Here is a 20,283-nt window from a genome sequence, read left to right as displayed (position 1 = left end):
TTGTCAAGGTAATGCGGGGATCCACGATGGACCCATGGACTTTCGCGATTACTCGGCTTTCGTCCCCGCCGCCTACACCGCCGACATGACGGCGCCGAGCAGCACGTGGTGGCAGTGGCGGGGGCGGCGGGTCCACATCGCCAGGGCCGCCGTACCCGAAGCCGCGGTGCGTGTCATGGTGATCCACGGCGGCGGCGGCTACAGCGGCGCACTCTGGCCCGCGGCCGCCGTCGCGGCCGGTGAGGGCGTCGACGTGCTCGCCCCCGACCTGCCGCTCTATGGCGACACCGAGGAGCCCCACCCATCGACCGTCCGCTACGACGACTGGGTCGAGTTGCTGTGCGACCTCGCCCGCGCGGAGCGCGCCGCCGACCCGCGCCCGCTGATCCTGTTCGGCGCCAGCATGGGCGGCATGCTGGCCTATGAGGTCGCCGCGCGGACCGAACTCGTCGCCGCCGTGGTGGCGACCTGCCTGCTCGACATGTCCGACCCTGCGGCCCGCGCCGCTGCCACCCGGTTCGCGTGGATGGGCCGCCCCGCTCCGGCACTGCTGCGCGCGATCGACCCCGTCGTCGGGCGCCTCCGGCTACCCATCCGCTGGCTGGCCGACATGACCCAGATGAGCACCGACCCGCGGTTGTCGCGATTGTGCGCATCCGACCCGCGCGGCGGCGGCGTCAGCGTCCCGCTGGGGTTCGTGGCCGGCTGGATGAACTACAGCCACACCGCGCCCGAGTCCTTCGCTGCCGCGCCTGTCACGCTTGTCGCGCCCGACACATGGACCCCGCCGGAGTTGAGTATTCGCTTCCTGCAACGTATTTCGGGACCGACGAAACTCGTCATGCTGGAGAACTGCGGTCACTATCCGATCGAGGAGCCGGGCCTGACCCAGCTGCGGACGACGATGCGGGAGACGGTCAGGACGGTGGCGGTGCAAGCGCATCGACCGTGACCATCAGCGAGTCGACGTCGAACTCGTGGCGGGCCATCACGCGCGACCACCGCCTCGAGCAGCGTGCGCATCGTCGCGTGGGAGCGCTGCTGGCGGGGGGTGCGGCGTGGTTCGGCGATACCGGGATTCTCTCCGGCGACAACCCGACGATGCAACTGTGGTGCAACGGTTGCAAGCGTAGGTTGAGTGACACACGACACACGTGTGTGTCGACCGATCCGTCGACGAAGACCAGGAGATCCACCATGACTGTGTACGCCCGCCCCGGGGCCGAAGGCTCGCTGATGTCGTTCAAGCCCCGCTACGACAACTTCATCGGCGGCCAGTGGGTGCCGCCGACCGCTGGCCGCTACTTCGAGAACCCGACGCCGATCACCGGCCAGACGTTCTGTGAGGTCGCCCGGTCCGACGAGTCCGACATCGACAAGGCCCTCGACGCCGCGCACGCCGCCGCTCCCGCCTGGGGCAAGACGCCGGCCGCCGAGCGCGCGGTGGTCCTCAACAAGATCGCCGACCGCATCGAGGAGAACCTCGAGTCGATCGCGCTGGCCGAGGCGTGGGACAACGGCAAGCCGATCCGCGAGACGCTCAACGCCGACATCCCGTTGGCCGTGGACCACTTCCGGTATTTCGCCGGATGCATTCGCGCGCAGGAGGGTTCGCTGAGCGAGGTCGACGACGACACCGTCGCCTACCACTTCCACGAGCCGCTCGGCGTGGTCGGGCAGATCATCCCGTGGAACTTCCCGATCCTGATGGCCGTCTGGAAACTGGCACCGGCGCTGGCCGCGGGCAACGCGATCGTGCTCAAACCCGCCGAGCAGACACCGGCCTCGATCCTGTACCTGTTCGAGATCATCGGTGACCTGCTGCCCGCGGGCGTGGTCAACGTGGTCAACGGTTTCGGTGTCGAGGCGGGCAAGCCACTGGCATCGAGCAACCGGATCGCCAAGATCGCGTTCACCGGTGAGACGACCACCGGCCGGCTGATCATGCAGTACGCGTCGCAGAACCTGATCCCGGTCACGCTGGAGCTCGGCGGCAAGAGCCCCAACATCTTCTTCAACGATGTGCTGGCGGCCAACGACAACTACCAGGACAAGGCGCTCGAGGGCTTCACGATGTTCGCCCTCAACCAGGGCGAGGTGTGCACCTGCCCGTCGCGCTCGCTGATCCAGGCCGACATCTACGACGAGTTTTTGGCGATGGCCGCGATCCGCACCAAGGCGGTGCGTCAGGGCGATCCGCTCGACACCGAGACGATGATCGGCGCGCAGGCGTCCAACGATCAGCTCGAGAAGATCCTGTCCTACATCGAGATCGGCAAGAGCGAGGGCGCCAAGGTGGTCACCGGCGGTGAGCGCGCGGAGCTCGGCGGCGATCTCAACGGCGGCTATTACGTCGCGCCAACGATATTCACCGGCAACAACAAGATGCGGGTGTTCCAGGAGGAGATCTTCGGGCCGGTCGTCGCCGTGACGTCGTTCACCGACTACGACGACGCGATCAGCATCGCCAACGACACCCTCTACGGACTGGGTGCCGGCGTGTGGAGCCGTGACGGCAACACCGCCTACCGCGCCGGACGTGACATCAAGGCCGGCCGGGTGTGGACGAACTGCTACCACCAGTACCCGGCGCACGCCGCGTTCGGCGGGTACAAGCAGTCGGGCATCGGCAGGGAGAACCACAAGATGATGCTCGATCACTACCAGCAGACCAAGAACCTGTTGGTGAGCTACAGCGACAAGGCCCAGGGGTTCTTCTAGACCGCAGGGCCCAGGTGGCCCCCGGCCCGCAGGGCCGGGGAACGCGAACTCGCACGGATCCCCCTCGATCCGTGCGAGTTCGTGTCTGTTCGCGGCTCGGTTGACGCGTTTTGACCTGCGCGGATATCCACAGGTAAGCTCGCTCGTTGGCGTGCGCTGGCCTTCCGGCCGTCGGTCGCCTCGGGTCCCTGCCGGTCGCCGAGGCAGTCCTCAGCCCACGCCTGACCGGCACTCCGGGTCACCGGGGATCCAACCCTAGAGAAGAAGGTATGCGCTGTGCCTACGTACACGCCGAAGGCGGGTGACACCACACGCTCGTGGTACGTCATCGACGCCACGGATGTGGTGCTCGGCCGGCTCGCCGTTGAAGCAGCGAAGCTGCTGCGCGGCAAGCACAAGCCGACGTTCACGCCGAATGTCGACGGTGGCGATTTCGTCATCGTCATCAACGCCGAGAAGGTCGCCATCAGCGGCGACAAGCTCCAGAAGAAGATGGCCTACCGCCACTCGGGTTACCCCGGCGGGCTGCGCAAGCGCGCGCTCGGTGACGAGATGGAGAAGCACGCCGACCGCGTCGTCGAGCGGGCGATCCTCGGCATGCTCCCGCACACCAAGCTCGGGCGCCAGATCCAGAAGAAGCTGAAGGTCTACGTCGGTGCACAGCACCCGCATACCGCTCAGCAGCCGATTCCGTTCGAGATCAAGCAGGTGGCCCAGTGACCGAGTCTCCCGAGATGTCTCCAGAAACCCCTGACATCGCCGAAGCCACCGAGGCCGCCCCCGCCGAGGTCGCCCACACCGAGGTCGCCGAGGCCGAGGCCCCCGCGCGCGAGCCCGTCATCATGGATCGTCCGATCCAGACCGTCGGCCGCCGCAAGGAGGCCGTGGTCCGGGTGCGCCTGGTGCCCGGCACCGGCCAGTTCAACCTCGACGGCCGCACGTTGGAGAACTACTTCCCCAACAAGGTGCACCAGCAGCTCATCAAGGCGCCGCTGGTGACCGTCGACCGGGTCGACAGCTTCGACGTCTTCGCCCACCTGGACGGCGGCGGTCCGTCCGGCCAGGCCGGCGCGCTGCGACTGGCGATCGCCCGTGCCCTCATCATCGTGCAGCCGGAGGACCGGCCCGCGCTGAAGAAGGCCGGGTTCCTCACCCGCGACCCGCGTGCCATCGAGCGCAAGAAGTACGGCCTGAAGAAGGCGCGCAAGGCGCCTCAGTACAGCAAGCGCTGATCGAACCACGGCATGGCGCCCGGTCTGCTCGCATCGCGAGTGGCCGGGCGTCTGTCGTTCCCGGGGTATGCGGCCCTGGCGGGGGCGGGACTTGAGTTCCGTCTCCCCGGTACGCAACCTCGGGTCAGGAGCTCGGGCGCCCCTGTGGCGTCGGCAGGCCGTTTCTGCCGGCCTGGTCAACCTCGCGGCCCGGTTAACGGGCTGTTCACCCGCGGCGAGTTACGTTCCGCCGCCCCGGTGGGTACCCGGTCCCTGACCGAAGGGAGACATGCATGATCGAGCTCAAGAATGCCGCAGCGGGTGCCGTCCTCGGTGGGTCGCTGCTGTTCACAGCCGGTTTGACGATGGCGAACGCGCAGCCGGAAGAACCCCCTGCCCCAGAGTCGGACGGCCTGGTGACGGTGCTCGTCGGTGGCTCGACCACACAGGACAGCGTCCCGGTCGAGGAGGCTGCCGCCGCAGCCGCCGGGGCCTGTGGCAGCGATCCGGCGGCCGCGGTCGGGCTTGCCCAGCTCGCCGATGTCGAAGGCGCCGCGCAGACGGTGTGCCCGGACGTGCTGATCGTCCAGAACACGACTGAGCCGGTGCAGGCTCCCGCCGATGGGGCAGTCGAGTCGGAGGCTCCGGCAGTGCCCGGCGGGGAAGAAGCCGCCCCAGAGGAAGAGGGTTCGCAGGCCCCCGCCGTTCCTGGTGAGGGCGAGGCGGACATCCCCTTCAACGCCGAAGGCTGATAAGGAACCCCCTGCACCGCCTGCAACCTCGCCGGATGCGGGCGGTGAGCCGGTTGCTGGTCTCACCCGGGTATCGATTCGGTGCCGGCACGGACGCTACGAGCGGCGGTTGGCCCTCAAACCACTATTTGTGAGAGGTTGTCACCCATGGCTCGACTGTTCGGCACCGACGGGGTGCGCGGCGTCGCCAACCAGGAGCTGACCGCTGAGCTGGCGATGGCGCTGGGTGCGGCGGCGGCCCGACGGCTGCTCAGGATCGGCGAGACCCGCAGGCGGGTCGCCGTGGTCGGACGCGACCCGCGGGCCAGCAGCGAGATGCTCGAGGCCGCCGTGATCGCCGGGGTGACCAGCGAAGGCGTGGACGCGCTGCGGGCCGGCGTCCTGCCCACGCCTGCCGTGGCGTACCTGACCAGCGCTTACGACGCCGATTTCGGCGTGATGATCTCCGCCTCGCACAACCCGATGCCCGACAACGGCATCAAGATCTTCGGACCCGGCGGGCACAAGCTCGACGATGCCACCGAGGACCGCATCGAGGAACTCGTTCACCAGGGGCCGGGAACGCGGCCGACCGGCGCGGGCATCGGCCGCGTCGTCGACGCCGAGGACGCCTTGGAGCGGTACCTGCGGCACGCCGGCAAGGCCGCCTCCACCCGCCTCGACGGCCTAACGGTCGTCGTCGACTGTGCTCACGGCGCGGCGTCGGTCGCGGCGCCGCGTGCCTACCGCGCGGCGGGCGCCAACGTCATCGCGATCAACGCCGAGCCCAACGGGCTGAACATCAACGACGGCTGCGGCTCCACGCACATGCAGGATCTGCGCTCGGCGGTGGTGTCCTACGGTGCCGACCTGGGCCTGGCCCACGACGGCGACGCCGACCGGTGCCTGGCCGTCGACGGCCACGGCCGTGTCATCGACGGTGACGCGATCATGGTGGTGCTGGCGCTGGCGATGCACGAGGCCGGTGAGCTCGTCTCGGACACCCTGGTGGCCACCGTCATGAGCAATCTGGGGCTGCACCTGGCGATGCGGTCCGCCGGCATCGGCGTCCGCACCACCGGCGTCGGTGACCGCTATGTCCTCGAAGAACTCCGCGCCGGTGAGTACTCGCTCGGCGGCGAGCAGTCCGGGCACATCGTGATGCCCGCGTTCGGCACCACCGGCGACGGCATCGTCACCGGGCTTCGGTTGATGTCCCGGATGGCCCAGACGCGCCACAGCCTCGCCGACCTCGCCGCGCCGATGCAGACGCTGCCGCAGGTGCTGATCAACGTCGAGGTGACGGACAAGGCGACCGTCGCCGACGCCCCGTCGGTGCGCGACGCCGTGGCTCAGGTCGAAGAAGAACTCGGCGATACGGGACGAATCCTGTTGCGGCCCTCGGGGACCGAACAAGTCGTCCGCGTGATGGTGGAGGCCGCCGACGAGGACACCGCCCGCCAGATGGCGGTGCGGGTCGCGGAGTCGGTCAGCGCCGAGAGCTGAGCACACCGCAGAGCCAGGTCTGAACCGGCGGGAACCGATACCGCCCCATCGGCGTCCAACCTCATATGGGACAAGCTGGCGCGGCCCGCGTCGATGTAGGGGCGGTGCGCGTGATCGCACGCGAATACGAGACGGCGGCGCTGGTCGTCGACGCCGCAGTGCGAACGCATCTGAGCGACTTCGCGTTCGGAGGTGTGTGTGCCGGGCAGGCATATGTCGGCCACGGGGAATCGATTCGCGCCGCGCTCGAGGACGTGGTCACCTCGCTGCGGCAGTGGTCGCGGGCGTCCGGCGAGATCGCCGCCGCGCTGCGGGCGTCGGCCGATCGTTACCAGGACGCCGACGCCCGCGCTGCCGCGCGGGTGGGTTAGGGCCCGGTCGATGGCCGAGAAGTTCGATGTCTCTTCGCGATTGGCCGAGGGGCGGCCCGCGGTCGACAACGTTGCGCAGTATGTATGGGCGTGCCGGCTGCTCGGCTATCAGCACCCCGACCTGACGCGCAACGCCGTCCAGGTGCGCGACTGGTACGACAGCGAGAACGGGATGGACCTGCGGGCGCTGGCCGATGACTGCGTCGCGCTCGAGGCGGCGGCCCGGTCCACGCAGGAGGCGCTGGCAGTTCAGGACCGGCAGTCCGCAGTGCTCTCCGGGGCGTGGCTGGGTGAAGGCGCGCAGGCATCGCAGGACTTCCTGCGCCGTCACGGCGACGCATCGGCAGCCGTCTCGGCAGCCGTGCGCACCGCCGCGGAGGCGTTGCGCGCGTTGCAGGAAAACCTGTGGCGCGCCGTCGACGGGAAGGTCGCTTCCGTTGTCGCGATCGAGGGCCGCACCGACGCGCACCGTGCGGACTGGCTGGCGGCGGCCCAGACGGTGACGACGGGTGCGGGGGACCGGGCGGCCGCCGCGGAGCTGGTCGACCACTCGGTGAAACCGTTCGTGGACAGCAGCATTCGCACCGAATGGCTCTCGTCGATGCACACCGCCATGGCGTCGGTGGCCGACGCCTATCAGCGGGCGGCCGCCGAGATCGCGGCCGAGCGCCACCCGGTGTTCGACGTACCCGGGGACCTCGGGCCGACGTGGAGTCCGCCGCCGGTGCCCGCCTGTGAGGAGCGGATTCCGCCCGCGGTGCCCGCCGCTGCCGCGGGGCCCGCGGCACTCGGCGTCCCCGCGGCTCCGGCCGCGACCACCCCTTCGGCGTGGAGCGAGCCGTCTGCACCACCCGCCGCACCTCCTCCGGCCCCGCCGGCCGAGACGGTACCGCAGCCCCCGGCCATCCCGCAGGCACCGGCGGTCCCGCAGGCACCGGTGCCCCCGGCGGGTGGGCTGGGCTCCGGGATTCCCGACATCGGCAGTGGCTTCTCCGGCCTCGGGCAACAGTTCGCCGACACGCTGCGAGGGCTCCTCGGCGGTACGGCCGGCGCGACGCCGCCGGAACTCGACGTTCCGGAACTGGGCGACGATCTCGCCGATCCCGAGAGTGACGATCCCGAGAGCGATGAGGAAGAGCCGACCGACGATGCCGAACAGGTGGAGGAGCCCGTCGAGGACCCCGCCGAGGAACCGATCGTCGCCGGGGAGCCCGCACCGGACGCGCCGGCATGCGAGCCGCAGGCCGATGAGCCGCCGGTCGAGGCGGTCACCGCACCGGCTCCGACACCGGCGCCCCCACCGGCCGAACCGATCCCGCCGGCGGCGCCGCCGCCCGCAGATCCGGTGGCCGCCGGGCAGACGCCGTGTGCGATCGCGGCCGACGAACTGCCGCAGATCGGAGACCCGCCGGAGTAGCGTGCCCGACGTGAAGTTGCGCCTCCAGGATGTCGTCTTGCTGTTCGTCCTCGGCGGCTCCGCCGCCCTGATCGGCGATCACAGCCACGTGGTGACCGCGACCACCGAGTACTACACCGACGCGGTGCCTTTCCTGTGGAGCAGCCCGCTATGGTTCCCACTGCTCGTCGGTGGGGCGACGGTGTCGCTGGCAGAGCTGCGGCTGCACCTGCCCGCACCGCGCGCCACGGTCACCGTCAGGCAGGGCGTCGCCGGGGTGGCCGTGGTCGTCGGCATGTACGTGACGACCGCGTTGACGCACGGCGCGCCGGTCGTTCCCGCGACCGCCCTGATCTGTGTTGCGGCGGTCGTCATCTGGTGTGTGCTGGGCGACGGTCCGGGTGCGGTCTGCGGTGCCGGCGCGGCGATCATCGGGCCGGTCGTGGAGATCGGCCTGGTGCAGGTCGGTGTCTTCGCCTACACCGACGGGTCGGACGGGCTGTTCGGCGTCGGCCCGTTCCTGGTTCCGCTGTATTTCGCGTTCGGAGTGGTGGTCGCGTTGCTCGGTGAGCTGCTGGCTGCGAGGCGCGCAGCGGTCAGATCCGCGCCGAGTCCGGCGTCAGCAGACCCGCCAACCGCACGCCGATGATCTCCTCGGCTTCGGCGACGATGCGGGAGACGACCTCCCCGGCGGTCGGGATGTCGTCGATGAGTCCCATCGCGGTGCCGACCCACCAGATGCCCGCATCCAGATCGCCTGTCTCGTAGACCTTCACGCCGCGCTTGCCCGCCACCAGGTGTGCGATGTCGTCGAACTGGCCGCCCTGGTCGAGGATCTGGACGACCTCACGCGACACAGCGTTGCTGGCCACCCGGCCGGTGTTGCGCAGCGTCCGGAAGATCAACTCGGTGCCCAGTTCGTTGCCCGCGACGATGGCTTCCTTGACGTTCTGGTGGATCGGCGACTCGACGGTGCACATGAACCGCGAGCCCATGTTGATGCCGTCGGCGCCCAGCGCCAGGGCGGCGACCAGGCCGCGGGCGTCGGCGAAGCCGCCGGAGGCGATCATCGGGATCTCGATCTTGTCTGCGGCCGCCGGGATCAGCACCAGGCCCGGGATGTCGTCCTCACCGGGATGACCGGCGCATTCGAATCCGTCGATGCTGATGCCGTCCACGCCGAGGCTCTGCGCCTTGACGGCGTGCCGCACTGACGTGCACTTGTGCAGCACCTTGATGCCGTTGTCGTGAAACATCGACAGATGCGGTGCCGGGTTGGAGCCCGCGGTCTCGACGATTTTGATACCGGCGTCGACGATCACCTTCCGGTACTCGTCATACGGCGGCGGGTTGATGGTCGGCAGGATCGTCAGGTTCACCCCGAACGGTTTGTCGGTCAGGTCCCGTGCCCGCGCGATCTCGTTGGCCAGATCCGGGGGGGTGGGCTGGGTCAACGCAGTGATCAGCCCGAGGCCGCCGGCCTCGGAGACAGCCGCGGCGAGTTCGGCGCGGCCCACCCACTGCATGCCGCCCTGCACGATGGGGTGCTCGATACCGAAGGTCTCGGTGAACTTCGTCGTGAGTGTCATCCGTCTTCTCTCGTTCAGTGCAGGGCCAGGTGCCTGCTGATGACCAGACGCTGAATCTGGTTGGTGCCCTCGAAGATCTGCATGATCTTCGCCTCGCGCATGTAGCGCTCGACGCGGTAGTCCCGGGTGTAGCCGGCGCCGCCGAACACCTGGACGGCGTCGGTCGTCACCTTCATCGCCGCATCGGTGGCGATCAGCTTGGCCACCGACGCCTGGCGTGAGTAGGGCAGCCCCGCGTCACGGCGGCGGGCGGCGTCGAGATACGTGGCCCGGGCGGAGTCGACCGCGGCCGCCATGTCCGCCAGAACGAACGCCAGCCCTTGGTGGTCGATGATCTTGCGGCCGAAGGTGCTTCGCTCCTGGCTGTAGGACACCGCCTCGTCGAGTGCGGCCTGGGCGAGGCCGGCCGCCACCGCGGCGATTCCGAGGCGACCGGAATCCAGTGCGCTGAAGGCGATCTGGAGTCCCTGGCCTTCGGTACCGATGCGCCGCTCAGCGGAGACGAACGCGTCGTCGTAGTGTGCGGCGGTCGTCGGGACCGCGTGCAGGCCCATCTTCTCCTCGGGCTTTCCGAAGGTCAGGCCCGGCGTGTCCTTCGCGACGAGGAAGCAGGAGATGCCCTGTGAGCCTTCGCCGGTGCGGGCGAACAGGTTGTAGAAGTCCGCTATTCCGCCGTGGGTGATCCACGCCTTGGCTCCGCTGACCCGGTAGCCGTCGTCCACCCCGGTGGCCTTGCACGCCAGCGCGGCGGCGTCGGATCCCGCCTGGGGTTCGGACAGGCTGTAGGCGCCGACCGTCGACCCGCCGAGCATGTCGGGAAGCCACCGGCTCTTCTGGTCGTCGGTGCCGAAGGTCATCAGCGGATAACAGGACAGACTGTGCACGCTGACAGCGACGGCGACGGCGGCCCAGCGGGCCGCGAGCTCCTCGAGGACCTGCAGATACACCTCGTAGGGCTGACCTCCGCCGCCCCACTCTTCGGGGTACGGCAGGCTGAGCAGCCCTGCGTCGCCGAGGGTGGCGAAGACGCCGTCGGGGTACGTCTCGTCCTTCTCGTGCCGGTCGACGATCGGATCGAGAACCTTGTCGGCGATCTGCCGGGCGAGGTCCACGAGATCGCGTGCGTCGTCGGTGGGGAGGAGCCGTTCCACAGCCATACCAGAAACAGTACTACAGGACTCTTAGCAGTACTATCGCGGTGTGACCCGACCCGCGTTCGCGACCCGGCGGCGTACCGAACTGTTCGACGCGCTGGTGGCGCTGTTCCTGTCCGAGGGGTTCGCGCATCTCACGCTCGACGAGATCGCAGCCAGGCTGCGGTGTTCGAAGTCCACGCTCTACACCCTCGCCGGCAGCAAGGAGCAGCTGGTGCAGGCGGCCACGGTGCACTTCTTCCGCTCCGCGACGGAGTTCGTCGAGGCAGAGGTGGGACGCGTGGCGGCGCCCCGCGAGCGGATCGCGGCGTACCTGTCGGCGGTGGGCACCGCGCTCGATCCGGTCTCGGATCAGTTCATGTCCGATCTCGACGCCTTCACACCTGCGCGCGACGTGTACGAGCAGAACACGCGGATCGCGGCCCGCCGGGTGCAGGAGCTGATCGCCGAAGGCGTTGCCGCGGGCGACTTTCGGGACGTCCACGCGGCATTCGCCGCCGATCTGGTGGCCACCGTGATGGTGCGCATCCAGCAGCGCGTGGTCCGCGAGAACACCGGCCTGGACGACGCGGACGCCTATCGCGAGCTCGCCGCGATCCTCACCGGCGGCATCGAGGCCTGACGCTCAGTTCGCCAGGTCGAACGCCTTCACGACCTTCGTCGGCGTGATGCGCACGATCAATTCGCCGGGAACGCCGTTGCGGCGGCCGAACTCCTCGGCCCGGTCCGCGCCCATGTAGCGCCCGCCGATTCTGGTCGCGGTGTCCACCAACTCCTCCGGGTCCTCGCTGAACGCCGCGGTTCCCTGGATCTGCACGAACGAGAAGGGCGGTCGCTCGTCGTCGACACACACCACCACTCGGGGGTCACGAGCCAGTGCCCGTCCCTTCGCGGTCTCCTTGCCGGTGTTGAAGACCAGCTGCCGGCCGTCGACGACGAACCACACCGGTGCGACCAGGGGCCTGCCGTCGGAGGCGACGTATCCCAGCTTTGCGGTGCGGGTGCCCTCAGAGAGGAAGGCGATCACGTCGTCGGAGAGCTCCGTCATAGCAGCGACTGTAATTCCTCCACGAACGCCACGGTTTCGCGTCGGTCACCGGTGAGCGGATGCACCAGCAGCGTCGTCACGCCGGCCTCGGCGAACGCCGCCACCCGTTCCTTGACGAATCCGCGCGGTCCGACCAGCGACACCCGGCGCACCAGCTCGTCGGGCACCGCGGCGATGGCTTCTTCCTTCTTGCCTGCGAGGTAGAGGTCCTGGATGTGGTCGGCGACCTCGCCGTAGCCGTACCGCGTGGCCAGGTTGTGGTAGAAGTTGCGGCCCCGGGCCCCCATGCCGCCGATGTAGAGCGCCAATTGTGGTTTCGCCCAAGCCAATCGGTCCTCGACGTCATCACCGATCGCGAGCGTTGCGCTGACCATGATGTCGAGCGGGCCCAGGGCCGGGTCACGTTTGGCGGCACCTGCCCGCAGCGCGTCACCCCAGACCTCGTCGGCCTTCTCCGGGTAGAAGAACACGGGCTGCCAGCCTTCGGCGATCTCCGCGGTCAACTCGACGTTCTTGGGTCCGAGGGCTGCGATGGTGATCGGGATCCGTTCGCGGACAGGGTGGTTGATCAGCTTCAGCGGCTTGCCGAGGCCGGTGCCGCGTTCTGCGGGCAACGGGAGCTGGTAGTACTTCCCGTCATAGCTGAGGCATTCGCGTCGCCACACCTGGCGGCAGATCTCGACGACCTCGCGGGTGCGGCCCAGCGGCGCGTCGAACGGCACTCCGTGGAAACCCTCGACGACCTGCGGGCCCGACGTGCCGAGGCCGAGCCGGAACCGGCCGCCGGAGACGTAGTCGAGCCCCGCGGCCGTCATCGCCATCAGTGCCGGCGTGCGGGTGTAGATCGGGACCACACCGGTGCCCAGTTCGATCCGTGTCGTCCTGGCCGCCAGGAACCCCAGTTGGCTGATCGCGTCGTAGGAGTACGCCTCGGCGACGAGCGCGAGGTCCACGCCGATCTTCTCGAGTTCGACCACCTCGTCGACCGCATCGAGGAAACCGCCTGCGTAACCGAGAAAGATGCCCGTCCGCATCGTCTTCTGCATTCGTCAGGTATACACCCAACCGGTTGGTTGGCGAAGTCGGCCGGTTTCTCAGGGCTTCAGCAGCGCGACGATCTTGTTCTCGAGGTCGACAGGGTCGTCGGCGAACGGGTCCATCACCGGCGCCTTCGGCAACTCCACCTCGGGATCGGCGAAGTCCTTGTAGTCCTGATTGTTACGGTCGCCGGTCAGCATGTGCAGCAGGTAGCCCGTCATCAGCGCGCGAACGATCTTCTGCGTGCCCTTGTCGGCGCCCGGGAGTCCGACCACCGGCGCCAGTCGCCGGCCCTCGACGAGGCCGCCGGCCTTGGTCTTGGACGTGGGGCGCAGCGTGGCCGCCTTCCACGCGCGCGCCAGTTCGACGGCGTTGGAGCGAAGCGTCATCGGATCCCCGGGATCGGTCAGGATCAGTCCGGGCACCGAAAGGCCCGCTGCGGGTTCCTCCGCGGACGGCTTGGTGACGAGGGGGTACGCAGCGAAGACCGCCCTGGGCTTGGCGGACATGCCTGCCGCGGCGAACACCGCCGCCGACGCCCCGAAGCCGTGGCCCGCGACCCCCAGTTTCCCCGGGTGCACGCTGATGTCGCCGGTGCCCAGTCGCACGCCCGCGATGATGTCCAGCGTGGTTCCCAGGTCGTAGGCCAGGGTGAGCACCGAGGGGGCCAGCCCGGTCTCGGTGTTGGGTGCAGCGGCGACGATGCCCCACGACGCCAGATGTTCGAGCGTCCCGCGGTAGCGATCGGCGGATGTGATCCAGTCGTGGCCGAACGCCACGCCGGGCAGATTCTTGCCGGCGGCGGGCGTGTAGACGACGCCCGGGAGCCCGGCAAAGGCCAGGTCACCGCGCATGACACGATGTGGGCCACGGCGGGTCAACGCGGCAAAGAGCTTCTTCGTGCTGGCCACCCGATGACCGTAACCCACCAGGGTGTGAGGCACGTCCTGCACTACCCTGGATGGCTATGTGCGGAATCGTCGGCTACGTCGGGCAGCGTCCTGCCTGCGACATCGTCGTCGACGCGCTGCGCCGCATGGAGTACCGAGGGTATGACTCGGCGGGCGTGGCGCTGCTCGACGGTCACGGCGGGCTCACCGTCCGCCGCAAGGCCGGGCGCCTGGCCAACCTGGAGGCGGCCCTCGGCGAGGCCGGCGCGGACACGCTCGTGGGCGCGACCGGGCTCGGGCACACCCGGTGGGCCACCCACGGCAGGCCCACCGACCGCAACGCCCACCCGCACTGCGACGCCACCGGCAAGGTCGCCGTGGTGCACAACGGCATCATCGAGAACTTCGCCGCACTGCGCGGAGAGCTCGAGTCGGCCGGGGTGGAGTTCACCAGCGACACCGATACCGAGGTCGCCGTCCACCTCGTCGCCCACGAATACGCCGATGGTGTGAGCGCAGGCGATTTCCCCGCCTCGGTGCTGGCGGTGCTGCGCCGCCTGGAGGGTCACTTCACGCTGGTGTTCGCGCACGCCGATGACCCCGGCACGATCGTCGCCGCGCGCCGGTCCACCCCGCTGGTGCTCGGCGTCGGCGACGGTGAGATGTTCGTCGGCTCCGACGTCGCGGCGTTCATCGAGCACACCCGCGAGGCTGTCGAGCTCGGCCAGGACCAGGCGGTCGTCGTCACCGCCGACGGCTACCGGATCACGAATTTTGCTGGCGATCCCGCTGACCCTTCGAAGGACTACCGGACATTCCACATCGATTGGGACACCTCCGCCGCCGAAAAGGGCGGCTACGAGTACTTCATGCTCAAGGAGATCGCCGAGCAGCCCGCCGCGGTGTCCGACACCCTGCTGGGCCACTTCATCGACCACCGCATCGTTCTCGACGAGCAGCGCCTGTCCGATCAGGAACTGCGCGAGATCGACAAGGTCTTCATCGTCGCCTGCGGTACCGCGTTCCACTCCGGGCTGCTGGCCAAGTACGCGATCGAGCACTGGACCCGGCTGCCCGTCGAGGTCGAACTCGCCAGCGAATTCCGTTACCGCGACCCGGTTCTGGACAGCCACACGTTGGTCGTGGCGATCTCGCAGTCGGGGGAGACCGCCGACACCCTCGAGGCGGTGCGCCACGCCAAGGAGCAGAAGGCCAAGGTGCTGGCCATCTGCAACACCAACGGCAGTCAGATCCCGCGGGAATGCGACGCGGTGCTCTACACCCGCGCCGGACCGGAGATCGGTGTGGCGTCGACCAAGACGTTCCTGGCGCAGATCGCCGCCAGTTACCTCGTGGGGCTGGCGCTGGCGCAGGCCCGCGGCACCAAGTACCCCGACGAGGTGGCACGCGAGTACCACGACCTGGAGGCGATGCCGGACCTGATCGAGCGGGTGCTGGGCACCGTCGCGCCCGTCATCGAACTGGCCCAGAAGTTCGCCGCATCCCAGACCGTGCTGTTCCTGGGTCGCCATGTGGGATACCCGGTGGCGCTCGAAGGGGCGCTCAAGCTCAAGGAACTGGCGTACATGCACGCCGAGGGCTTCGCCGCGGGCGAGCTCAAGCACGGCCCGATCGCGCTCATCGAGGACGACCTGCCCGTCATCGTCGTGATGCCGTCGCCGAAGAACGCCGCGACGCTGCACTCCAAGCTGCTGTCGAACATCCGGGAGATCCAGGCACGCGGCGCCGTGACGATCGTCATCGCCGAGGAGGGCGACGACACCGTGCGTCCGTATGCCGACCACCTGATCGAGATCCCGGCGGTGCCAACGCTTTTCCAGCCCCTGCTGTCGACGATTCCGATGCAGGTGTTCGCCGCCGGAGTCGCTCAGGCGCGCGGCTACGACGTCGACAAGCCGCGTAACCTGGCGAAGTCCGTAACCGTCGAATAGTGCCGCGCCGCAGGAAAACCGGCGGGAACATCGGCCACTTCGTCGACGGCCGTCGTCAGCACTTCGTCGACACCTACGACGACGCGATGGCGCACCTGCCGCCCTTCGACGCCGTGGTCGACGTGCCCACCGCGTTCGGGCGGGTGCGCGTGTACCGGTTCGACGGCCCGGCGCGGAACACCCCGGTGGTGCTGCTGCCCGGGCGCGACGCCTCGACGCCGATGCGGCGGGCCAACCTCGCCGGGTGGCGAACCCGGCCCGGGTGGCGTCGCTGACGCTGCTCGATCCCATGTTCACGTTCGCCCGCATCCCGTTGCGCACGCTCGCCGTCTCGGCGGTGATGGCCATTCCCGTTGCGCCGCAACGGGTCCGACGTTGGTTTCTGGGCTGGGTTTCGGGGGTGCCGACGTCGACGACGCCCTGCCGGAGGCACGGCTGATCGACGCGGGCATGGCCGCCCGCAGCGCCCGCACGCTGGTACCGCACGCACAGGTCCAGGTGTACCGGGACGCGTCCCACGCGATCAACGGCGAGTACGCCGACGAGATCGCCGACCATGCCCACCGGTTCTGGGACGCGGTGGACAGCTGAGCCTGCTGGGGTGATTGGGAATCCTCGCCGGAAAATGTGACGTACTCTGACCACAGTGCCTCTACCTGCGCTTTTCGGCCAGATTTCGGCCAGCGGCGGACGGACTCGCCACTGAGCTGCTAACGCTGGAGGTTGTGAGTTCGATAAGAAAAGCATGAACCGTAGTGCAGCAACGGTCGCCGCTGCCACGGATCCTCAGATGGCGTTCGGTGCGGCCCGAAGGCGTGAGCTCCAGTAGCGCGGCCCCGCCTTTTGTTTTTCTTCATTGGAAGCTCGGGCTGGTCGATGTCTGTGCCCGCCCCGGGACGTCCGACTGCATAGGTTCGGGGATTGGTAAATGAGTCGAAGTGGACACGATCGACGGGGCAGGTTCACCGTCAGCCCGCAGCGTGACGATGCGACGTTGGTGCTGCACGTCGCCGGTGACCTGGACGTCCTCACCGCGCCCACGCTCGGCACGCACCTCGACGTGGCCCTGTCGAGCGCGATCCCGACTTCGGTGGTGATCGTCGATCTGACCGACGTGGAGTTCTTGTCCTCCGTGGGGATCAGCGTGCTCGTCGAGACCCATCGGCTCACCGCATGCACGGACCTGTCCCTGCGCGTCGTGGCCGAAGGGCCTGTCACCAGCCGGCCGCTACGCCTGATGCGCCTGGACGAGGTCATCGACCTGTACCCGACCGTCGAGGCAGCGAGACAGGGCCGGGACGACTGACCGGTATCCGGATGGCCTCAGCCGACCGCGGACTGCTGGTAGAGCGCCAACTTCCCGCCGTCGCCCGTGCGGTGGTAGACCGACGACATCGCGCCGACGAACGGTTCGTCGGCGCCGTCACGCCATCCCTTGCCGGTGTAGACGAGCGCCGCGGTGACGGGGGCGATGTCGATCAACCGGACGTCCTCGATCTCGTAACGCGCCCACGGAGGTGACTGGCCGAGAGCAGAGGTCACGGCGCCGCGATCCATCACCATGCCGTTGGCCAGCACCATCAGCGCGTCGGGTGTCATGATCGCGCCGTAGAACTCGTCACCGGTGCCGTCGCACAGCGACTTCCAGCCGGCGTGTTCGAGTTCGAGCAGTTCCTTCCTCACCTGTGAATCCGCCATGGTGGGGAAGGTACCCATTCCCCCTGCGGGACGGCACCCGGTTTTACAGCCTCTCGCCGCTGGCGACGCAGAGCGCGCCACAGTCGCGACGGAAGGCCGGTCGGCGTGCCATCCTGGCTCTGATGCGCCACTACTACTCGGCCCAGGCGATCCGCGATGCGGAGGCGCCGCTGCTGGCGTCGCTTCCCGACGGTGCGCTGATGCGTCGTGCCGCCTTCGGGCTGGCCGTCGCGATCGCCCGGGAACTGGGCACCGTCTCGGGCAAGACGGTGTGCGCGGTCGTCGGGTCCGGGGACAACGGAGGTGACGCGCTGTGGGCGGCGACGTTCCTGCGCCGTCGCGGTGCCGCAGCGGCGGCGATCCTGCTCAACCCGCAGCGCACCCACCGCACGGCCCTCGCCGCGTTTCTGGGCGCCGGTGGCAGGACCGTCGAGACCATGCCGGATGCAACCGATCTCGTGATCGACGGCGTCGTCGGGATCTCCGGGTCCGGACCGCTGCGGCCCGACGCGGCCGCGGTGTTCGACGCCGTGGGGCAGGCGGGCGTCGCGGTCGTGTCGGTGGATCTGCCCAGCGGCGTCGACGTGCACACCGGCGCCACCGACGGGCCCCACGTGCGACCCGCGGTGACGGTGACCTTCGGCGGCCTCAAGCCCGTGCACGCGTTCGGGTCGTGTGGGCGCGTCGAGCTGGTCGACATCGGACTCGACCTGCCGCCCGGTGGCATCCGGGGTTTCGAGGCCGCCGACGCGGCCGCCCGCTGGCCCGTCCCCGGTCCCACGGACGACAAGTACACCCAGGGGGTCACCGGGGTGATGGCAGGCTCGGCCACCTATCCCGGCGCGGCCGTGCTGTGCACCGGCGCCGCGGTGGCCGCCACCTCCGGCATGGTGCGCTACGCGGGAACCGCCGCGCAGCAAGTGCTTTCGCACTGGCCCGAGGTGATCGCCACCCCCGGCCACGCGACCGCGGGCCGGGTGCAGGCCTGGGTCGTCGGCCCCGGCCTCGGTACCGACGAAACAGCCGCCGCCGCACTGTGTTTCGCGCTGGAGACCGACGTGCCCGTCCTCGTCGACGCCGACGGACTGACGATCCTGGCCGCGCACCCCGAACTCGTCGCGAACCGCAGGGCCCCCACCGTGCTGACGCCACACGCGGGCGAGTTCGCCCGCCTGGCCGGGTCCGCTCCCGGCACCGACCGCGTCGCCGACACCCGAAGGCTCGCCGACCGGCTCGGCGTCACCGTCCTTCTCAAGGGCAACGTGACCGTCATCGCCGAACCCGAAGGGGCGGTGTACCTGAACGTCGCCGGCCAGTCCTGGGCGGCGACCGCCGGATCCGGTGACGTGCTGTCCGGGATCATCGGTGCGCTGCTGGCGGCCGGGCTCACCCCCGGTGAGGCCGCCGCCGCAGCGGCGTTCGCCCACGCCCGTGCCGCCGACCTGTCCGCCGGCGACCCCGGCCCTGCGTCCGTGCCGACGTCGGCGTCGGGCATCCTGGCGCATCTGCGGACAGCGCTGGCCTCCATCCTCTAGAAATAACCATGCCCAACGTCTCGCACCACTCGTCACTGAGCCCCGCCTACACCGGCCGGCTGTCCACGACGCCGCTGCCGGCCCTGCGCCTGCCCGACGAGTCGATGGACTCCGAGCAGACCTACCGGTTCATCCACGACGAGCTGATGCTCGACGGCAGCTCCCGGCTCAACCTGGCGACGTTCGTGACCACCTGGATGGATCCCGAGGCCGATCAGCTGATGTCGGAGACGTTCGACAAGAACATGATCGACAAGGACGAGTACCCCGTCACCGCCGCGATCGAGCAGCGGTGCGTGTGCATGGTCGCCGATCTGTTCCACGCCGAGAACCTGCGCGACGACGACCCGTCCACCGCGGTCGGGGTGTCCACCGTCGGGTCCAGCGAGGCCGTGATGCTCGCCGGGCTGGCGATGAAGTGGCGGTGGCGCGACAAGGTGGGGAAGGGCGCAAAGGGCGCAAAGGGGTGGAAGGGCCGTACCCCGAACCTGGTGATGGGCTCCAACGTGCAGGTCGTGTGGGAGAAGTTCTGCCGGTACTTCGACGTGGAGGCCCGCTATCTGCCCATGGACGAGGACCGCTTCGTCATCACCCCGAAACAGGTGCTCGGCGCCGTCGACGAGGACACCATCGGCGTGGTGGCGATCCTCGGCACGACCTTCACAGGTGAACTGGAGCCCGTCGCCGAGATCTGCGCGGCGCTCGACAGGCTGGCCGGCGGCAAGGGGCCTGACGTCCCCGTGCACGTCGACGCGGCCAGCGGTGGTTTCGTGGTGCCGTTCCTGCACCCCGACGTGGAGTGGGACTTCCGGCTGCCGCGGGTGGTGTCGATCAACGTCAGCGGGCACAAGTACGGCCTGACCTATCCCGGCATCGGATTCGTGGTGTGGCGCAACGCCGATCACCTGCCCGAGGACCTGGTGTTCCGGGTGAACTATCTCGGCGGCAACATGCCGACGTTCACGCTGAACTTCTCGCGGTCGGGGAACCAGGTCGTCGGCCAGTACTACAACTTCCTGCGGTTGGGCCGCGAGGGCTACCTCCAGGTGATGAGGTGCCTGTCGGACACCGCGCAGTGGTTCGCCCGGGAACTCGCGGGCATGGCCGGCCCAGACAAGAAGCCGGTGTTCGAGGTGATCTCCGACGGCTCGGCGATCCCGGTGGTGGCGTTCAAGCTCGTCGAGGGCACCAAGTACACGGTGTTCGACGTCTCCGCGCTGCTGCGCGGCTACGGCTGGCAGGTGCCCGCGTACACGATGCCCGACAACGCCAGCGACATCGCGGTGCTGCGCGTGGTGGTGCGGGAGGGCTTCTCGGCGAACCTGGCCCGTGCGCTGCGCGACGACCTGTTCGAGGTGCTGGCCAAGCTGGACAAGGTGGGCATCGGCGGCTTCTCCGACGAGGAGCATTTCGCTCACTGAGTGTCCGCCTGGGACAATCGGT

General features: G+C 69.0%; 23 protein-coding genes. 17 read left to right on the top strand and 6 right to left on the bottom strand.

Features of this window, described 5'->3' with window-relative positions:
- Positions 1-34 precede the first annotated feature (34 nt).
- The 9 genes from H7I57_RS03850 (at position 35) to H7I57_RS03810 (ending at position 8,585) form a co-directional block, all read left to right on the top strand.
- Entirely contained in the window at positions 35-952 is a 918-nt protein-coding gene (locus tag H7I57_RS03850) for an alpha/beta hydrolase (protein WP_264021982.1), read from the top strand.
- A gap of 245 nt (positions 953-1,197) precedes the next feature.
- Positions 1,198-2,721: an aldehyde dehydrogenase gene (gene adh / locus H7I57_RS03845; protein ID WP_264021980.1), complete on the top strand. Its 1,524-nt coding sequence runs from the start codon at positions 1,198-1,200 to the stop codon at positions 2,719-2,721.
- Positions 2,722-2,997: 276 nt separating this feature from the next.
- Complete coding sequence (gene rplM / locus H7I57_RS03840; protein ID WP_264021979.1) at positions 2,998-3,441, top strand: 50S ribosomal protein L13; 444 nt, start codon at positions 2,998-3,000, stop codon at positions 3,439-3,441.
- 14 nt (positions 3,442-3,455) lie between these two features.
- Positions 3,456-3,953, top strand: a complete 498-nt coding sequence (rpsI, locus tag H7I57_RS03835) for a 30S ribosomal protein S9 (protein ID WP_275080864.1) — start codon at positions 3,456-3,458, stop codon at positions 3,951-3,953.
- Positions 3,954-4,225: 272 nt separating this feature from the next.
- Positions 4,226-4,684, top strand: coding sequence for a hypothetical protein (locus H7I57_RS03830; protein WP_264021978.1), 459 nt, complete (start codon positions 4,226-4,228; stop codon positions 4,682-4,684).
- Between the two features lie 147 nt (positions 4,685-4,831).
- Positions 4,832-6,169, top strand: coding sequence for a phosphoglucosamine mutase (glmM, locus tag H7I57_RS03825; RefSeq protein ID WP_264021977.1), 1,338 nt, complete (start codon positions 4,832-4,834; stop codon positions 6,167-6,169).
- A gap of 65 nt (positions 6,170-6,234) precedes the next feature.
- The gene (locus tag H7I57_RS03820) at positions 6,235-6,540 is read left to right on the top strand and encodes a type VII secretion target (protein WP_264021976.1); all 306 of its coding nucleotides are present in this window, start codon (positions 6,235-6,237) and stop codon (positions 6,538-6,540) included.
- 10 nt (positions 6,541-6,550) lie between these two features.
- Entirely contained in the window at positions 6,551-7,957 is a 1,407-nt protein-coding gene (locus H7I57_RS03815) for a hypothetical protein (RefSeq protein ID WP_264021975.1), read from the top strand.
- A 10-nt stretch (positions 7,958-7,967) separates the two neighbouring features.
- Positions 7,968-8,585 carry a diacylglycerol-binding protein gene (locus tag H7I57_RS03810; RefSeq protein ID WP_264021974.1) on the top strand — a complete coding sequence of 206 codons (618 nt, stop codon included), beginning with the start codon at positions 7,968-7,970 and terminating at the stop codon, positions 8,583-8,585.
- Here H7I57_RS03810 and H7I57_RS03805 read toward each other — a convergent pair.
- A complete protein-coding gene (locus H7I57_RS03805) occupies positions 8,533-9,525 on the bottom strand; it encodes an NAD(P)H-dependent flavin oxidoreductase (RefSeq protein WP_264021973.1) in 993 nt (330 codons plus the stop codon). The genes H7I57_RS03810 and H7I57_RS03805 overlap by 53 nt on opposite strands.
- 14 nt (positions 9,526-9,539) lie before the next feature.
- On the bottom strand, positions 9,540-10,682 hold the full coding sequence (locus H7I57_RS03800; RefSeq protein ID WP_264021972.1) for an acyl-CoA dehydrogenase family protein: 1,143 nt from the start codon (positions 10,680-10,682) through the stop codon (positions 9,540-9,542).
- 43 nt (positions 10,683-10,725) lie between these two features.
- Here H7I57_RS03800 and H7I57_RS03795 point away from each other — a divergent pair, with 43 nt between their 5' ends.
- Positions 10,726-11,301: a TetR/AcrR family transcriptional regulator gene (locus H7I57_RS03795; RefSeq protein ID WP_264021971.1), complete on the top strand. Its 576-nt coding sequence runs from the start codon at positions 10,726-10,728 to the stop codon at positions 11,299-11,301.
- A 3-nt stretch (positions 11,302-11,304) separates the two neighbouring features.
- On the opposite strand, the gene H7I57_RS03790 is transcribed toward H7I57_RS03795, so the two are convergent.
- Genes H7I57_RS03790 through H7I57_RS03780 form a run of 3 tightly spaced genes read right to left on the bottom strand, consistent with a single transcriptional unit; the run spans position 11,305 to position 13,676 of the window.
- Positions 11,305-11,727 carry a PPOX class F420-dependent oxidoreductase gene (locus H7I57_RS03790; RefSeq protein WP_264021970.1) on the bottom strand — a complete coding sequence of 141 codons (423 nt, stop codon included), beginning with the start codon at positions 11,725-11,727 and terminating at the stop codon, positions 11,305-11,307.
- Entirely contained in the window at positions 11,724-12,761 is a 1,038-nt protein-coding gene (locus tag H7I57_RS03785) for an LLM class F420-dependent oxidoreductase (RefSeq protein WP_264022105.1), read from the bottom strand. Before H7I57_RS03785 ends, H7I57_RS03790 begins: the two co-directional genes overlap by 4 nt.
- A 60-nt stretch (positions 12,762-12,821) precedes the next feature.
- Positions 12,822-13,676, bottom strand: coding sequence for a dienelactone hydrolase family protein (locus H7I57_RS03780; RefSeq protein ID WP_264021969.1), 855 nt, complete (start codon positions 13,674-13,676; stop codon positions 12,822-12,824).
- Positions 13,677-13,732: 56 nt separating this feature from the next.
- Here H7I57_RS03780 and glmS point away from each other — a divergent pair, with 56 nt between their 5' ends.
- The 5 genes from glmS (at position 13,733) to H7I57_RS03755 (ending at position 16,913) form a co-directional block, all read left to right on the top strand.
- On the top strand, positions 13,733-15,607 hold the full coding sequence (gene glmS, locus H7I57_RS03775) for a glutamine--fructose-6-phosphate transaminase (isomerizing) (RefSeq protein ID WP_264021968.1): 1,875 nt from the start codon (positions 13,733-13,735) through the stop codon (positions 15,605-15,607).
- Positions 15,607-15,882, top strand: coding sequence for a hypothetical protein (locus H7I57_RS03770; RefSeq protein WP_264021967.1), 276 nt, complete (start codon positions 15,607-15,609; stop codon positions 15,880-15,882). The genes glmS and H7I57_RS03770 overlap by 1 nt, the downstream gene beginning before the upstream one ends.
- The gene (locus H7I57_RS03765) at positions 15,852-16,046 is read left to right on the top strand and encodes a hypothetical protein (RefSeq protein ID WP_264021966.1); all 195 of its coding nucleotides are present in this window, start codon (positions 15,852-15,854) and stop codon (positions 16,044-16,046) included. Before H7I57_RS03770 ends, H7I57_RS03765 begins: the two co-directional genes overlap by 31 nt.
- Positions 15,983-16,198, top strand: a complete 216-nt coding sequence (locus H7I57_RS03760) for a hypothetical protein (RefSeq protein ID WP_264021965.1) — start codon at positions 15,983-15,985, stop codon at positions 16,196-16,198. Before H7I57_RS03765 ends, H7I57_RS03760 begins: the two co-directional genes overlap by 64 nt.
- Before the next feature lie 337 nt (positions 16,199-16,535).
- Positions 16,536-16,913, top strand: coding sequence for an STAS domain-containing protein (locus H7I57_RS03755; protein ID WP_264021964.1), 378 nt, complete (start codon positions 16,536-16,538; stop codon positions 16,911-16,913).
- Between the two features lie 17 nt (positions 16,914-16,930).
- On the opposite strand, the gene H7I57_RS03750 is transcribed toward H7I57_RS03755, so the two are convergent.
- Complete coding sequence (locus H7I57_RS03750) at positions 16,931-17,305, bottom strand: nuclear transport factor 2 family protein (protein ID WP_264021963.1); 375 nt, start codon at positions 17,303-17,305, stop codon at positions 16,931-16,933.
- A 122-nt stretch (positions 17,306-17,427) separates the two neighbouring features.
- Here H7I57_RS03750 and H7I57_RS03745 point away from each other — a divergent pair, with 122 nt between their 5' ends.
- Positions 17,428-18,840 carry an NAD(P)H-hydrate dehydratase gene (locus H7I57_RS03745; RefSeq protein ID WP_264021962.1) on the top strand — a complete coding sequence of 471 codons (1,413 nt, stop codon included), beginning with the start codon at positions 17,428-17,430 and terminating at the stop codon, positions 18,838-18,840.
- 8 nt (positions 18,841-18,848) lie between these two features.
- Positions 18,849-20,261 (top strand): glutamate decarboxylase, encoded by a 1,413-nt coding sequence (gene gad, locus H7I57_RS03740; protein ID WP_264021961.1) that lies wholly within the window; start codon positions 18,849-18,851, stop codon positions 20,259-20,261.
- Positions 20,262-20,283 lie beyond the last annotated feature (22 nt).

Source organism: Mycolicibacterium pyrenivorans, assembly GCF_025821625.1.
Classification (GTDB): domain Bacteria; phylum Actinomycetota; class Actinomycetes; order Mycobacteriales; family Mycobacteriaceae; genus Mycobacterium; species Mycobacterium pyrenivorans.
Note: the sequence above shows the minus strand (reverse complement) of the source record. Positions and strands in the feature narration are given on the sequence as shown.